This is a genomic window from Clostridium sp. 2218st1_F5_2218SCRN_220325 (assembly GCF_039062665.1).
Classification (GTDB): Bacteria; Bacillota; Clostridia; order Peptostreptococcales; family Peptostreptococcaceae; genus Intestinibacter.
On the sequence record NZ_JBCLNH010000022.1, the window covers coordinates 19,812 to 35,649 of the forward strand.

14 protein-coding genes, 1 tRNA gene and 1 riboswitch are annotated in these 15,838 nt (G+C 30.7%); of the genes, 14 read left to right on the forward strand and 1 reads right to left on the reverse strand.

Going from position 1 to position 15,838, the window contains the following annotated elements:
* The first annotated feature begins 30 nt into the window (after positions 1-30).
* The 9 genes from fdhF to ABCM86_RS12255 all read left to right on the forward strand — a co-directional run bounded on the left by fdhF (position 31) and on the right by ABCM86_RS12255 (position 9,071).
* A complete protein-coding gene (fdhF, locus tag ABCM86_RS12215; RefSeq protein ID WP_343004078.1) occupies positions 31-2,727 on the forward strand; it encodes a formate dehydrogenase subunit alpha in 2,697 nt (898 codons plus the stop codon).
* A gap of 212 nt (positions 2,728-2,939) precedes the next feature.
* Entirely contained in the window at positions 2,940-3,545 is a 606-nt protein-coding gene (locus ABCM86_RS12220) for a molybdenum cofactor guanylyltransferase (protein ID WP_343004079.1), read from the forward strand.
* Positions 3,538-3,673: riboswitch (molybdenum cofactor riboswitch) on the forward strand. Its footprint overlaps the gene before it by 8 nt.
* Positions 3,674-3,753: 80 nt before the next feature.
* Positions 3,754-4,959: a gephyrin-like molybdotransferase Glp gene (gene glp / locus ABCM86_RS12225; protein WP_343004080.1), complete on the forward strand. Its 1,206-nt coding sequence runs from the start codon at positions 3,754-3,756 to the stop codon at positions 4,957-4,959.
* A 26-nt stretch (positions 4,960-4,985) separates the two neighbouring features.
* A complete protein-coding gene (mobB, locus tag ABCM86_RS12230; RefSeq protein WP_343004081.1) occupies positions 4,986-5,516 on the forward strand; it encodes a molybdopterin-guanine dinucleotide biosynthesis protein B in 531 nt (176 codons plus the stop codon).
* Positions 5,517-5,527: 11 nt separating this feature from the next.
* Positions 5,528-6,562, forward strand: coding sequence for a molybdopterin-binding protein (locus tag ABCM86_RS12235; protein ID WP_295676004.1), 1,035 nt, complete (start codon positions 5,528-5,530; stop codon positions 6,560-6,562).
* Position 6,563: 1 nt separating this feature from the next.
* On the forward strand, positions 6,564-7,052 hold the full coding sequence (gene moaC, locus ABCM86_RS12240) for a cyclic pyranopterin monophosphate synthase MoaC (RefSeq protein ID WP_295573592.1): 489 nt from the start codon (positions 6,564-6,566) through the stop codon (positions 7,050-7,052).
* Positions 7,053-7,109: 57 nt separating this feature from the next.
* Positions 7,110-8,087, forward strand: coding sequence for a GTP 3',8-cyclase MoaA (moaA, locus tag ABCM86_RS12245; protein WP_343004082.1), 978 nt, complete (start codon positions 7,110-7,112; stop codon positions 8,085-8,087).
* A 48-nt stretch (positions 8,088-8,135) separates the two neighbouring features.
* The gene (locus ABCM86_RS12250) at positions 8,136-8,567 is read left to right on the forward strand and encodes an MOSC domain-containing protein (RefSeq protein WP_295675999.1); all 432 of its coding nucleotides are present in this window, start codon (positions 8,136-8,138) and stop codon (positions 8,565-8,567) included.
* A gap of 12 nt (positions 8,568-8,579) precedes the next feature.
* Positions 8,580-9,071 (forward strand): MogA/MoaB family molybdenum cofactor biosynthesis protein, encoded by a 492-nt coding sequence (locus tag ABCM86_RS12255; RefSeq protein WP_295733733.1) that lies wholly within the window; start codon positions 8,580-8,582, stop codon positions 9,069-9,071.
* A gap of 330 nt (positions 9,072-9,401) precedes the next feature.
* Here ABCM86_RS12255 and ABCM86_RS12260 read toward each other — a convergent pair.
* Positions 9,402-9,498 (reverse strand) — tRNA-Sec (locus ABCM86_RS12260).
* A gap of 172 nt (positions 9,499-9,670) precedes the next feature.
* Here ABCM86_RS12260 and selA point away from each other — a divergent pair.
* From selA to ABCM86_RS12285, 5 genes are all read left to right on the forward strand, one after another.
* On the forward strand, positions 9,671-11,074 hold the full coding sequence (gene selA / locus ABCM86_RS12265) for an L-seryl-tRNA(Sec) selenium transferase (RefSeq protein ID WP_343004083.1): 1,404 nt from the start codon (positions 9,671-9,673) through the stop codon (positions 11,072-11,074).
* A 23-nt stretch (positions 11,075-11,097) separates the two neighbouring features.
* Positions 11,098-12,981, forward strand: coding sequence for a selenocysteine-specific translation elongation factor (gene selB / locus ABCM86_RS12270; RefSeq protein ID WP_295675996.1), 1,884 nt, complete (start codon positions 11,098-11,100; stop codon positions 12,979-12,981).
* 30 nt (positions 12,982-13,011) lie between these two features.
* Entirely contained in the window at positions 13,012-14,037 is a 1,026-nt protein-coding gene (gene selD, locus ABCM86_RS12275; protein WP_295733739.1) for a selenide, water dikinase SelD, read from the forward strand.
* A 45-nt stretch (positions 14,038-14,082) separates the two neighbouring features.
* Positions 14,083-14,712 carry a sulfurtransferase-like selenium metabolism protein YedF gene (gene yedF, locus ABCM86_RS12280; RefSeq protein ID WP_195929534.1) on the forward strand — a complete coding sequence of 210 codons (630 nt, stop codon included), beginning with the start codon at positions 14,083-14,085 and terminating at the stop codon, positions 14,710-14,712.
* Positions 14,713-14,888: 176 nt separating this feature from the next.
* Positions 14,889-15,680, forward strand: coding sequence for a formate/nitrite transporter family protein (locus ABCM86_RS12285; RefSeq protein WP_195929535.1), 792 nt, complete (start codon positions 14,889-14,891; stop codon positions 15,678-15,680).
* Positions 15,681-15,838: the final 158 nt, after the last annotated feature.

A 15,838-nucleotide genomic window follows, 5' to 3' on the forward strand; every position in this document is an offset into this window, starting at 1 on the left:
GAGTTTTTATATGAATAAGGGGGAAATAAGATGGTACGTTTAACTATAGATGGAAAAGTCGTAGAAGCTAAAAAGGGAACATCTATTTTACATGCCGCAGAATCTGTTGGCATTAAAATACCTACTTTATGCTATATAGAGGATTTACTACCAGACGGTTCTTGTAGAATGTGTATGGTAGAAATCGAAAACAGAGGAAGAACAAAAATGGAGACTGCTTGTACTGCACAAGTTGGCGAAGGACTTGTTGTAACTACAAACAGTGAAAAAGTAAGAAATGCAAGAAAAAATATTTTAGATATGCTTTTATCTAACCATAAAACAGATTGTTTCTCTTGTAGAGCTAATGGGGATTGTAAATTCCAAGATTTATGTTATGAATATGGTGTATCAACAACAACTTATAAAGGGGAGCAAACTGAATTACCTATAGATGATAGTAATCCATTCTTCACATATAATCCAAATCTTTGCATTTTATGTCATAGATGTGTAAATACTTGTCACAAAATAGTAGGACGTGGGGCAATAGACACTATGGAAAGAGGTTTTGATTCAGTAATAGGAACTCCTTTCAATATACCTTGGAAAGAAACTATCTGTGAATCATGCGGTAACTGTGTTCAAGCTTGTCCAACAGGTGCCCTTACAATGAAGAGAAGAACAGAATATCGTCCATATCAAGTAGACAAAAAAGTATTAACAACTTGTCCACACTGTGCAACAGGATGCCAATACTACTTAGTTGTTAGAGATAATAAAGTAGTAGATGTTGAAGCGGCAAATGGAGCATCAAACAAAGGTTTATTATGTGTAAAAGGACGTTCAGGATGTTTTGACTTTGTTCATTCTCCAGATAGAATAAAATATCCTTTAATTAAAAACCATGAAACAGGAGAATTTGAAAGAGCTACTTGGGATGAAGCATTAGACTTAGTAGCATCAAAATTCTTAGAAATAAAAAGAAAATACGGTTCTGACGCATTAGCAGGATTTGCTTGCTCACGTTCACCAAATGAAGACTGCTACATGATGCAAAAATTAGTACGTTGTGCATTCGGAACAAATAACGTAGATAACTGTGCTCGTGTTTGCCACTCTGCATCAGTTGCTGGTCTAGCTATGACTTTAGGTTCAGGAGCTATGACTAATCCAATAGAAGATATAACTAAAAATCCAGATGTTATAATGTTAGTTGGATCTAACCCAGAAGAAGCACATCCAGTTGTAGGTATGCAAATACGTCAAGCTGTTCAAAGAGGATGCAAACTTATAGTAGTTGACCCTCGTGATATAGATTTAGCTAAAAAAGCTGATATACATTTAAAATTAAGACCAGGTACAAACGTAGCATTTGCTAATGGTATAATGCACGTAATTATAGAAGAAGGCCTTCAAGATATGGACTTCATAAATGAACGTACTGAAGGTTATGAAAAAATAAAAGAAATAGTAAAAGACTATACTCCAGAAAAAGTTGCAAAAATATGTCATATAGATGCAGAAGATTTAAGAAAAGCAGCAATAATGTATGCTAAAGCAGACATGGCTCCAATAATCTATTGTCTAGGAGTTACAGAACATTCAACTGGTACAGAAGGTGTTATGTCAATGTCAAATATGGCATTATTAGTTGGTAAACTTGGTAGACCTGGTTGTGGAGTTAACCCTCTTCGTGGACAAAACAACGTACAAGGTGCTTGTGATATGGGAGCTTTACCAGGAGACTTCCCAGGATACCAAAAAGTTGCCAATCCTGAAGTATTAGCTAAATTTGAAAAAGCTTGGGGAACTAAATTAAATCCTAACCCAGGAACTCATGCAACAGACATATTCCCTGCTGCTATAAGAGGAGAAGTAAAAGGTCTTTATATATTTGGTGAAGACCCTGTCGTAACTGACCCAGATACTCATCACGTTATAAAAGCATTAGAAAGCTTAGACTTCTTTGTAATGAATGAGTTATTTATGACTGAAACTGCACAATATGCAGATGTTATATTACCAGGTGTAAGTTATGCTGAAAAAGAAGGTACATTCTCTAATACAGAAAGACGTGTTCAAAGAGTACGTAAAGCTGTAGAATTAGACGGTGAAATGAGATTAGATACTGATATATTCACAGATATAATGAATAGAATGGGATATCCTCAACCACGCTTAACTTCAGCAGAAATAATGGATGAAATAGCATCAGTAACTCCAAGTTTTGCTGGTATAAGCCACGAAAGACTTGATAAAGAAGGCGGAATTCAATGGCCATGTACTTCTAAAGATCATCCAGGAACTCCAATAATGCACGTTGGTAAATTTACAAGAGGATTAGGTTGGTTCTATCCAGCTGAATATGTTCCATCTGCAGAATTACCAGATGATGAATACCCAACTATATTAATGACAGGACGTATATTATATCATTACACTACAAGAGCGATGACTGGTAGAACTCCTGGATTAATGGAGATAGCAGGCAAGTCATTTATAGAAATGAATATTGAAGATGCAGAAAAAATAGGAGTTAAAGATGGAGATAGAGTAAAAGTTTCTTCAAGACGTGGGGAAATAGAAACAACTGCTCGTGTAGGAACAAAAGTATCTCCAGGTGAAACTTGGATGCCATTCCACTTCCCAGATGGAAATGCAAACTGGTTAACAAATGCAGCACTTGATAAATATGCAAGAATACCAGAATATAAAGTTTGTGCTGTTAAAGTTGAAAAAGCATAAAGCTAGAATATAGTTGATTTTAGAAAAATTTATAAATATTAGAACAGAATATATATAAATAGGTGCCAGAACCTATATGATTAAATATAGGTTCTGGCTATTTCAATATATATGTATTTATAAGTATTATAAATTTCAAAATAAGGATTTTCTAATACTGAAAAAATACATTAGTTATGCTAGAATTAATTTAAAGTATCAAATAGATAGGGGTGATAGTTTTGGATATAGGGGCGCTAATTCTTATGGGTGGAAAGAATAGTAGAATGAACGGTAATGTAAAAGGCCTTCTAAAACTAAACAATATGACATTTCTAGAAAAAATCAAAGAAACTTTAGATGACTTTTCTAGCATATATTTATCTATAAATGACAAATTTTCAAAGAATCAAAAACAAGAATTCGAAAAAATGGGATTCAAATTAATAGAAGATATTTATAAAGAAATTGGACCATTGGGAGGTATATATTCATCTTTATTAAATTGTAAAGAGGAATATCTCTTTATAACAGCATGTGATATGCCTTTTATTACAAAGAAAAATATAAAAGAGTTATGTGACAATATCAATAAAGATATAGATATAGCAGTTTTTTGTGATAACGATGAAAGACTATATCCACTATGTGCTATATACTCTAAGAAAGTAATTCCAATTATAGAAGAAATGATAAAGCAGAAAAATTATAAGTTGAGCTATTTAATAGATAAGAGTAACTTTGTCAAAATAAATATAGAAGATACTGATATAGAATTAGAGACATTAAGTAATATAAATACACCACAGGAATATGATTCATTAAAAAATAAAATTTAATATTCTCCGAGCAAAAGTATCTAAGGGAAAACTATGATACTGAGCCAAGTAATTTAAAAATTACTTCAGGTTATGATGGAAACGTTGTAGCCATCCGTTATTTGAGAAGGGGAAACTATCAAAGGTAGCGTAATACCTTTATTAGCTATATTTTCTATTTTCAAATTAATAGATTATATAGCAATTTTTTTTAGGGAGGAAACATGATATGGTAGGGATAGAACTTGAATTAGCGATAGAGTTAATTTGTGATTCCGTTAAAAGTATAAACGATATAGAAGAAGTTAGTATAGAGAAAGCTAGGGGGAGAATTATAGGTGAAGATATAATTGCTCCAATTAATCAACCTCCATTTGATCGTTCTCCATTAGATGGTTATGCCTTGAGGTCAGAAGATATTGTAGGTGCAAGTAAAAAAAATCCTATAAAATTAAAAGTTATAGATGAGGTTTGTGCCGGGGGATATACTCATAAAGAAGTAGGGAAAAATGAAACAATTAGAATAATGACAGGTGCGAAAATTCCAAAGGGATGTGATTGTGTCATAAGGCAGGAATCTACTGATTATGGAATGGAAACAGTAGAAATTTATCAAGAAGTAAAGCATCATCAAAATTATTGTTTTGAAGGTGAAGATATTACAAAGGGCAGTAAATTAATAAACTTAGGAGAAAAATTAAGTTATATACATATAGGAATAATAGCATCTATGGGATATGAAAAAGTTAAAGTCATCAGACGACCAAAAGTAGCTTTAATAAGTACTGGGGATGAAGTTATTTGCGGTGGAAAACCTCTTACAGAAGGGAAAATATATGATAGTAATAGAAGAATGATAGCATCTAGATTAGAGGAACTAGGATGTGAAGTTGTTGTTGCAGAAGTAATGGGAGATGATGAAAATTTAATTGCAAATGAAATTAAAGAAATTATCAAAAATGTAGATGTAGTTTTCACTACGGGTGGAGTTTCAGTTGGAAAAAAAGATATTATGCATCAAGTAATAAAAATATTAGATGCAAAAAGAGTATTTTGGAGAGTAAACATGAAACCAGGAACACCAGCTATATATGCACTTTATGAAAATAAGCCATTACTATGTTTATCTGGAAATCCATTTGCTGCAATAGCCACATTTGAACTTATGGGCAAACAACTATTATATAAGTTGGGACAAGACCCAGATTTAAAAGAAGTAAGAAAAGAAGCTATATTACAAGATGCGTTTTTAAAAGAAAGCAGAGGAAGAAGATTAATAAGGGCAACTTATGATGAAGGAAAGGTATATCTTCCAAAAGGAGGACATTCATCAGGAATGCTTGGTTCAATGATAGGATGTAATTGCTTGATAGATATAAAACCAGGCACACCTAAATTAGATAAAGGAGAAAAGGTACAAGTTGTACTTTTATAAATCCAATAGGAGAATTTTTTAAGTATATGACAAAAAGAAATAAGTTAAAACAGCAAGTGATTATTGCAATATGTGGGGTTAAGAATTCGGGAAAAACTACATTAATAACAAAATTAATACAAAAGTTTAATAGTTTGGGATATAATGTAGCTACAATAAAACATGATGGTCATGATTTTAATGCGGATATAGAAGGGACTGATTCTTACAAACACAAACAAGCTGGTGCATATGGAACAGCTGTCTTTTCAAGAAATAAGTTTTTAGTAGTTAAGGAACAAAAAGAAACTAACGAACAAGAATTGATAGATTTATTTCCAGAGGCAGATATAATATTTTTAGAAGGATTTAAAAAATCTACTTATCCAAAGATAGAGATAATAAGAAATAATAATTCATATGAATCTGTCTGTAATAAAGAGAATTTAATTGCAATTGCATCAGATATAAACGTTGAAAATAATATGAAAAATTTAGATATAGATAAACCAATAATTAATTTAAATAATATAGAAGAGATTGTTGAAAAAATAATTCAGTATATTGAAGTGAAATAGGAGATGATTTTATGAAATGTGTTAAGACTCAAGACGCGGTAGGGCATGTTCTTTGCCACGATATAACTCAAATTATAAAGGATGTAAAAAAAGGTACAGCTTTTAGAAAAGGACATATAGTAACAGAAGAGGACATTCCTGTTTTACTATCATTAGGAAAAGATAATCTATATATATGGGAAAAGAAAGAAGGTATACTTCACGAAAATGAGGCGGCTGAATATTTAAGAGATATATGTATAAATGAAAATATGAGCCAATCAGAAGTAAAAGAAGGAAAAATAGAAATAATAGCAGAAATAGATGGACTTTTAAAAATCAATGTAGAAAGTTTAAGGGCAGTAAATAGTTTGGGAGAGATGATGATAGCAACTCGACACACAAATACTACTGTTAAAAAAGGTGATAAACTTGCAGGAACAAGAATAATACCACTTCTAATAGAACAAGAGAAGATGGAAAAAGCGAAAGAAGTTGCAGGAAACTCACCAATATTATCATTAATGCCATTTAAAAAGAAAAAAGTAGGTATAGTTACAACAGGAAATGAAGTTTTTTATGGAAGAATAAAAGATACTTTTGGACCAGTAGTAGCTGAAAAAGTTAAAGAATTTGGGGCAGAGGTAATCGGTCAAACAATCGTAAATGATGACATGGAAAAAATAGCGAAAGCAACAGAATCATTCATAGAGCAAGGTGCAGATATGGTATTATGCACAGGAGGTATGAGTGTAGATCCTGATGATAAGACACCAGGAGCAATAAAAAGCACAGGAGCGAGAATAGTTTCTTATGGAGCTCCAGTACTTCCAGGAGCAATGATGTTACTTGCTTATTATAAAAAAGATGAAAAAGAAATTCCAATCGTAGGATTACCAGGATGTGTAATGTATTCTAAAAGAACAGTATTTGACTTAGTTTTACCAAGACTTATGGCTGATGATATGGTTACAAGCGACGATTTAGCTGGATTAGGATTAGGTGGATTATGCTTAAGTTGTGATATATGCACATTCCCTAACTGTGGATTTGGAAAGGGAGTATAAGATGGCAGAAAAATTAAATCACTTTGATCAACATGGAAATGCAGTTATGGTAGATGTTACAGATAAAAATGTAACAGAAAGAGAAGCTATAGCAACAGGAAAAATATTTGTATGTGATGAAACATATGAAAGAATTATAAATGGAAATATGGCAAAAGGAGATGTCCTTGCAGTTGCTAGAGTGGCTGGAATTATGGCGACTAAAAAAACATCAGAACTAATACCAATGTGTCATCCATTAATGTTAACAAAGGCAAAAGTAGACTTTGAATTTAATGAAGAAGAAAAAAGTATAAGTGCTACATGTCTTGTAAAATTAAGCGGAAAAACAGGGGTAGAAATGGAAGCTCTTACAGGTGTAAATGTTGCACTTTTAACTATTTATGATATGTGTAAAGCTATTGATAAAGGAATGGTTATTTCAGATGTGCATTTAGTAAAAAAATCTGGTGGAAAGAGCGGAGATTTTTACTTTAACGAAGAAAAATAGTTACATAAACCAAGAGAAAAATTTACATAATAATATACCTGAAAGTGGGAATGAAATATGTTAGATAAATTAAATAGAAAGATTGATTATCTTAGAATATCTGTAATAGATAGATGTAATTTAAGATGCGTTTACTGTATGCCAGAAGAAGGTGTAGAGAGCATCCCACATGAAGAAATTCTTACTTATGATGAAATTTTAAGAATTTGTGAAACTGTATCACAATTAGGAATTAAAAAAATTAAAATAACAGGTGGAGAACCTTTAGTCAGAAAAGATATTGTAAATTTAATTAGAGATATAAAAAATCTAGATAAAATAGAGCAAGTAACTTTGACTACTAATGGAATACTACTTTACGATATGTTGGATGATTTATATGATGCTGGAATTGATGCAATTAATATAAGTTTAGATACTTTGAAAGAAGATAACTTTAAACAAATTACTAGAAGAGATGGGCTTGAAAAAGTACTCATGGCTATAGATAAAACATATAATTTAGGTATTCGAGTTAAGATAAATTGTCTAGCAATTAGAGATTTTAATATAAATGAACTTGCTGATATCGCAAATTTTGCAAAAGATAGAGAAATCGATGTTAGATTCATAGAATTGATGCCGATTGGATTTGGGAAAAAATATACTCAAATAGACAATGATGAAATACTTTCAATTTTAGAAAGTAATTTTGGAGCATTTGAACCATTAACTGAAAAGAGAGGAAATGGTCCAGCTAAATATTATAAAAATAAAGATATGAAAGGATGTATAGGTTTTATCAGTGCTATAAGTCATGAGTTTTGTGAATCATGCAATAGAATAAGACTTACATCTAATGGATTTTTAAAATTATGTCTTCATTACAATAAAGGAATTGATTTAAAAGCGCCTATAAGAAGTGGAATAAGTGATGAAGATTTAAAAGTATTAATTCATGATACTATATGGAATAAACCATTAAGCCATAAGTTTGGACATACTAACGGAGAAAAAGATATCGAAGTTAAAAATATGGTTCAAATAGGCGGATAGATATTTAAATAATTAAAAATTTGGATAAAAATTAAGGAGAGATTGGCAATGGGAAGAATCGTAAATGTATGTATAAGTGAAAAAAAAGGAACTCAAAAACATCCAATAGACGAAGGGGAATTTATAGTTGAATTTGGACTAAAAGATGATGCACATGCTGGAAAATGGCATAGACAAGTTAGTTTACTTTCATTTGAAAAAGTAGAAGAATTTAATGCTAGAGGAGCAGGTGTCAAACCAGGTGCTTTCGGAGAAAATTTATTGGTTGAAGGTTGGGACTTAAAAACAATACCAGTAGGAACTAAGTTTAGATGTAATGATGTTTTATTAGAAATAACTCAAATCGGAAAAGAATGTCACCATGGATGTGAAATATTCCAAAAGATGGGCGACTGTATCATGCCTAGAAATGGGATATTTGCAAGAGTATTAGAAGGTGGAAAAATTAAGCCAGGAGATCAAATAGAAATAGTAGAATAGAAGGTGGATAATATGTATAGAGTTGGAATTATAACTGCAAGTGATAAAGGTTCGCGTGGGGAAAGAGTAGACGAAAGTGGAGCTAAAATAAAAGAAATCGTTGGAGAATTCGGATATGAAGTTAAATTCTACAGAGTACTTCCAGATGACAAAGAAGTTTTAGCAGAAGAGATGAAAAATTTATGCGATAACAACGAAGTAGACTTAATTCTTACGACAGGGGGAACAGGATTTTCAAAAAGAGATAACACTCCAGAAGCTACACTATCAATAGCTGAAAAATTGGTGCCAGGAATATCAGAGGCTATAAGAGCTTATAGCATGCAATTTACTAAAAAAGCAATGCTTAGTAGAGCAGTTTCAGTAATAAGAAAATCTACATTAATTATAAATATGCCGGGAAGTCCTAAAGCCGTAAAAGAATGTATGGAATGTTTAATGCCAGCTCTTGAACATGGATTAGATATATTAACTGGTGAGGCTAGCGAATGTGCTAGAAAATAGATGTAATTATTTGAACAGGGGTCCAATATAAATACAGGGTTATATTGGACCTAATTATGGGTTTCAAATCTTTATAAAAATAAAGGGTTTGACGAATATAGAGTTATTTATGTTGATGATAAAATATACAGGGCTTGTATTAAATACTTTCCTAAATATAATCCCATAACTGTATGATATTATTTTACATTGAAAATTGCGGTTGTTATAACAACTAAAAAATTGAATTATATTTAAAATATGATAATTTATAGTTATTAAATTTTAGATATATAAAACAAAAAAGTATGCCATTTATATGTATAGATGGCATACTTTTTTGCTTTATAATGGCGGGAAAGGGTGGGAATCGAACCCACCTAAGAGGCTCCTAACCCCTCGTACTAGTTTTGAAGACTAGAGAGAACACCAGAACTCATCCTCCCCCAAGATATATTTTATTGTGATAGTTATATCACTATTTAATAATAACAAGTTATAATTTAAATTTCAACTTTATTTCCATAAAATGTAATAAAATGTGTGGAATTAAGTATTATTATGTAAAATAAGCTATAATTATTATATGAAAAAAGAATATAACTACAGGGGGGATTGGCTTGAATAAGGGGAAGATTTTATCAAAATTGCCTTCAGTTGACAAAGTGCTGTCAAATTATAAAATAGAAGATTTATTAAATAATTATCAGAGACAATTAGTATTAGAATCGATAAGAGAAATAATTGAATTAAAGAGAAAAGAAATTATAAATTTAGATGAAGATAGTTTAAGTTTATTTGATATAAAGGAAGAAACTTTAGTTGATGATATAATCAATTCTACAAAAAATAAATTCCAATTATCTATTAAGAGGGTTATAAATGGAACTGGTATAGTTATACATACTAACCTAGGTCGTTCTAAATTAAGCCCAAAAGTAAAAGAAGAGTTAATTCAAATTGGTTTTGGATATTCAAATTTAGAATACAACTTGTCAAAAGGGAAAAGAGGCTCTAGGTATGACCATCTAGTCGATATAATAAAACGATTAACTGGGGCAGAAGACGTATTAATTGTAAATAATAATGCAGCGGCAGTATTATTAGTTTTAAATACAATGGCAAAGGACGGCGAAGTAGTTGTTTCACGAGGTGAACTTGTTGAAGTTGGAGGCAGTTTTAGAATTTCAAGTATAATGGAAATTGGTAGTGGGAGATTAGTTGAGGTCGGATCGACTAATAAAACTCATATACAAGATTATAAAGATGCTATAAGTGAAAATACAAAGGCGATAATGAAGGTACATACTAGCAATTATCGTATTTTAGGATTTACTAAATCTGTTGAGATAGATGAATTAAAAAGACAAGAAGAGTTTAAAGATATACCGATTATTGAAGATTTAGGAAGTGGAGTATTTATCGATTTATCTAAATATGGGTTATCATATGAACCTACTGTAATAGATTCTATAAAAAAGGGTGCAGATGTAGTTACATTTAGTGGAGACAAGATGCTAGGCGGACCACAGGCTGGAATTATAGTTGGGAAGAAAAGATATATAGAAAAAATGAAAAAAAATCAATTAACAAGAGCACTTAGAGTAGATAAAATGACAATAGCAGCTTTAGAAGCTACATTGAGAATATATTTAGATGAAGAAGATGCAATAAAAAGTATACCGACATTGAGGATGATAACTTATAGCATAGAAGAACTAGAAATAAAAGCAACGATACTTTTAAGTAAAATAATAGATTTGAATATAGATGCAGAAGTTGAAAAAGAAAAAGGGATATCTCAAGTTGGAGGTGGTTCCATGCCACTAGAAAGATTAGATACATATGTCATAACAATAAAGCCGAATAAATTTAGTGTATCTTATCTTGAAAAGAGACTTAGAAATAGTGAGTCTCATATAATTGGAAGAATAAACGAAGATAAATATATCTTAGATGTTAGAACGATAGAAAAAGATGAATTTGATTTTATAATAAAAGAATTAAAAGATATTTTTAACTAATAGTTTAGGGGGATATTCTTGATATGAAGAATGTAATTTTGGGAACAGCAGGACATATAGATCACGGAAAAACAACATTAATAAAAGCTTTAACAGGTAGAGAGACAGATAATTTAAAAGAAGAAAAGCAAAGGGGAATATCTATCAATTTAGGATTTACATACTTTGATTTGCCGAGCAAAAAAAGAGTCGGAATAGTAGATGTGCCTGGTCATGAAAAATTTATAAAAAATATGTTGGCAGGTGCATGTGGAATAGATATAGTTTTGCTTGTAGTGGCTGCTGACGAAGGAGTAATGCCTCAAACTGTTGAACATCTAGATATCTTAAACTACTTAGGTGTAAAAAAAGGAATAATAGTTTTGACTAAATGCGATTTAGTAGATGAAGATTTTATCTCTTTAGTAAAAGATGAAGTCAAAGAAAAGACAAAGGGTTTATTTATAGAAAATGCACCGATTGTAGAAGTTGATTCAGTATCAGGAAGAGGATTAGAAGAATTAGTCAAAAAAATTGATGAAATTAGTGAAGATATAGAAGAAAAGAAAATTGATGCACCAGCAAGAATGAGTATAGATAGGGTATTTTCATTAAAAGGTTTCGGAACAATTGTAACAGGAACTTTAATCGAAGGAAAAATATCTATTGATGATGAGATGACGATATATCCTAGTGAAAAAAAGGTAAAGGTAAGAAATTTACAAGTACATGGTTGTGATGTTAAAACTGCATATGCAGGACAAAGAACAGCAATAAATTTATCTAATATAAAAGTTAGTGAAATTCAAAGAGGAGATGTAATTGCTGAGACTGGTTCTGTTGAAGAATCTATGATGATAGATGTAAATATATCATTAGTTGAACATTGCAAAAAGAGTTTAAAACATTGGGATAGAATAAGAGTATTCCATGGTACAAAACAAATATTATGCAGAATTGTTCCATTAAATGAAGATGAAATACCTTATGGAGAAAGTGGATATGCCCAGCTAAGATTAGAAGAAAAAATAGTAGCTAAGAAAGGTGATAGATTTATAATTAGATCTTATTCACCGATGGATACGATTGGTGGAGGTATAATTATTGATACAGCACCCAAAAAACATAAGATATATGACGAAAGTGTTATTGAAACATTAAAAATAAAAGAAAAAGGCGAGCTAAAAGACATAATAGAAGAATATCTAAAATTAAATTTATCAAACTATATTACATTAAAAGATTTAATTAGCTATACTGGAGATAAAGAAGAATATGTTAAAGAGGGGCTTGATGTTTTAATAAAAGAAAATAAAGTAATACCCGTAAATAAATATTATCTACATATAAGTCATTATAATAAACTTAAAGATAAGACGATGGATATTTTAAATAAGTATCATAAACAGTATAGACTTAGAAAGGGAATTTTGAAGGAAGAACTTAGGTCTAGGGTTGATAGTAAACTTAAAGTAAAAGATATGGACATCATCTTAAATAAAATGGCTGAAGATAAACAGATAAAAGTAAGGGACAACTTAGTTTCAAATTATGAATTTGAAGTTGTATTTAATCAAAAACAATTATCCATAAAGAAAGAAATTGAAAATATAACTAGAAAAAATAAACTAAGCTGTTTAGTTACAAAAGATGAAATATGTAATAAAAATAAGTTTTATGAAGAAGTTTTGGAAGCATTAATAGGCGATACAATTCAGAAACTAGACGATACATACTATGTTGATAAAGATATATATGAAAATATGAAAAATGAGTTGATAAACTATCTGAAACAAAATAATCAAATAACAGTAGCTCAATTTAGGGATATTACAAATTCAAATAGAAAAACATCAATAGCTATACTAGAACATTTCGATAGAAATAGAATAACAAAAAGAATAGACGATAAAAGAGTTTTATATTAATTAACTTTATCATGAAAAGAGGTTGTGCTTATGAGTAAAAAAGATATAGTTTTTTGTAAAGGTGGAGGGTGTACTGCTAAATTAGGGCCAGGAATTTTAAGTCGTGTTTTAGAAAGAATACCGAAAAAATATGATGAAAATTTACTGATAGGATTTGAAAGTAGTGATGATGCATCTGTATATAAATTAACGGATGATATTGCAATGGTTCAAACTTTAGATTTCTTTCCGCCTATGGTAGACGACCCATATACGTTTGGGAAAATAGCCGCAGCAAATGCATTAAGTGATATATATGCTATGGGTGGTGAAGTTAAAACAGCTTTAAATATAGTTTGTTTTCCAGAACAGATGGATTTAAATATATTGGGTGATATAATTCAAGGTGGTAGTGAAAAAGTAGAAGAAGCTGGAGGAGTTTTATCTGGCGGACATTCTATAATGGACCAAGATGTAAAATACGGCTTATCTGTAACAGGAATTATAAATCCAAATAAAATATATCAAAATAATGGGTGCAAAGTAGGAGATAAATTAATTCTTACTAAACCTTTAGGTGTTGGAATAATTTCAACAGCAAACAGAGTTGGTGAAGCTAGCAAGGAAGCTATGGATAAGGCTATAGAATCTATGTGCACATTAAATAAATATGCAGCAGAGATTATTAGAAAATATGATGTGCATGCATGCACAGATGTTACAGGATTTAGTCTTTTAGGACATTTAAACGAAATGGTTGCAGGAGATTGTTCAGCAATTATAGAGAGTACAAAAGTACCATATATCAAAGAAGCTAGACAGTATGCAGATGAGTTTTTACTAACTGCAGCAGCACAAAGAAATCGAAATTTCCTTCAAGATAAAGTTTTATTTAATATATATGATTTTGCAATGGAAGAGATATTATTTGACCCACAAACATCAGGAGGGTTATTAATAGCTGTAAATCCTGAAGATGTAGAGGAAATAATGAAAGAATTAGAAACTTTAAGCTTACCATGTGGTGTTATTGGAGAAGTTGTAAATCAAAAACAACATAAAATAATAGTAGAGTAGATAATAAATTAAAATATATACAATGTAATTTTAGGAGGAATAACAATGAAAGAAATAAAAGTTGATGCAATGGGTGATCAATGCCCCATTCCAGTTATAAAAACAAAAAAGGCATTAGGTGAAATAAAAGAGACTACTTTAGTAGAAGTGCATGTAGATAATGAAATAGCAGTTCAAAATTTAAGTAAGATGGCCAAACAAAAAAATCTAGAATATACATGCGAAAAAATAGAGGACCAACATTACATAATTAAAATAAAAGCAGAGCTACAAAATAGCGAAACTGAACAAACAAAGGTTGAAGAAGAAACAAAAGAAGTTTGCTATCCAGATAAAAAGACTAATACAGTTGTAGTATTGAGTAGCAATAAGATGGGAGAAGGAAGCGAAGAATTAGGTCAAATTTTGATGAAAGGATTTATATATGCTTTAACTGAATTAGATGAGCTTCCAAGTACAATATTACTTTATAATTCAGGAGTTAAATTATCGACAGAAGGCTCTAACTCTATAAATGATTTAAAAACATTGCAAGCACAAGGTGTAGAAATATTAAGCTGTGGAACTTGCTTAAACTACTATGAATTAACAGAAAAACTAGAAGTAGGTGAAGTGACAAATATGTACTTTATACTAGAAAAAATGTCACAAGCCGACAAAATAATAAGACCATAATAGTTTTGTATAAAGTTGAATTAAATATAGAATTTGATTAGAAAAAATATTATCAATAATTTAATAAATATAATGTATACATTCGCCAAAACAGCTTTTTCTAAAAAAAATGGTGCTATAATTAACTTGTAATACGAAGATATTTTCTTAATACTTAACAAAAGGGGTGTATCTGTATGGAAAAGAGATTTTTAGCACCAAAAGAAATAGCCAATGCAATGGTTAACGTTGGTGTAGGAAAAGCAAACCTACCAGTTGGTTCAATGTTTTTACTAGGAATCTTGGCAGGAGCATTTATAGGATTTGGTGGATTAGGAAATACTGTAGCAAGTCAAACATTTGCTAATATTGACCCAGGTGTTGCGAAACTTATTGGGGCAGCAGTCTTCCCTGTTGGACTTATGTTAGTTGTTATATGTGGAGCAGAATTATTCACAGGAAACAACTTAATGACATTAGCTCTAATGAATAATAAAATTACAGGCGGTCAAATGGTTAAGAACTGGTGTGTTGTTTGGGTAGGAAACTTAGTTGGTTCTATAGCATTAGCACTTATAGTATTTTATGGTGATGTTCTAACTGGAGACGCTGCAACAAAAGCTATTGCAATAGCTGAAGGGAAAGCAGGTCTAGATATAATGACAATGATACTTAGAGGTATACTATGTAATATCCTTGTTGTTTTAGCTGTATGGATGGCAACAAGTGCACAAGATATTATATCTAAGATATTTTCATGCTGGTTCCCAATCATGTTATTCGTATTATGTGGATTTGAACATAGCGTGGCAAATATGTACTTTATACCAATAGGTATGTTATTGGGCGCTGATATTTCAATAGGAGCATGTGCAACTAATTTAATTTGTGTAACAATAGGAAACTTAATCGGTGGAGCTTTAATTATACCGGTTATATACTACTTTACATATTTAGCTGCAGATAAAAAGAAAGCTTCTAATGTATAAGATTTAAATATATAAGGGGAATTAAAAGATATCGTCAAGGATTTAATCTTTGGCGATATTTTTACGCCAAAATACAAAAAAAGTTAAAAATGGTAAGTAATTATTAAATAAATTAAATTCACCTTAAATAAAAATTGAATATGTGGTAAAATCTTTTT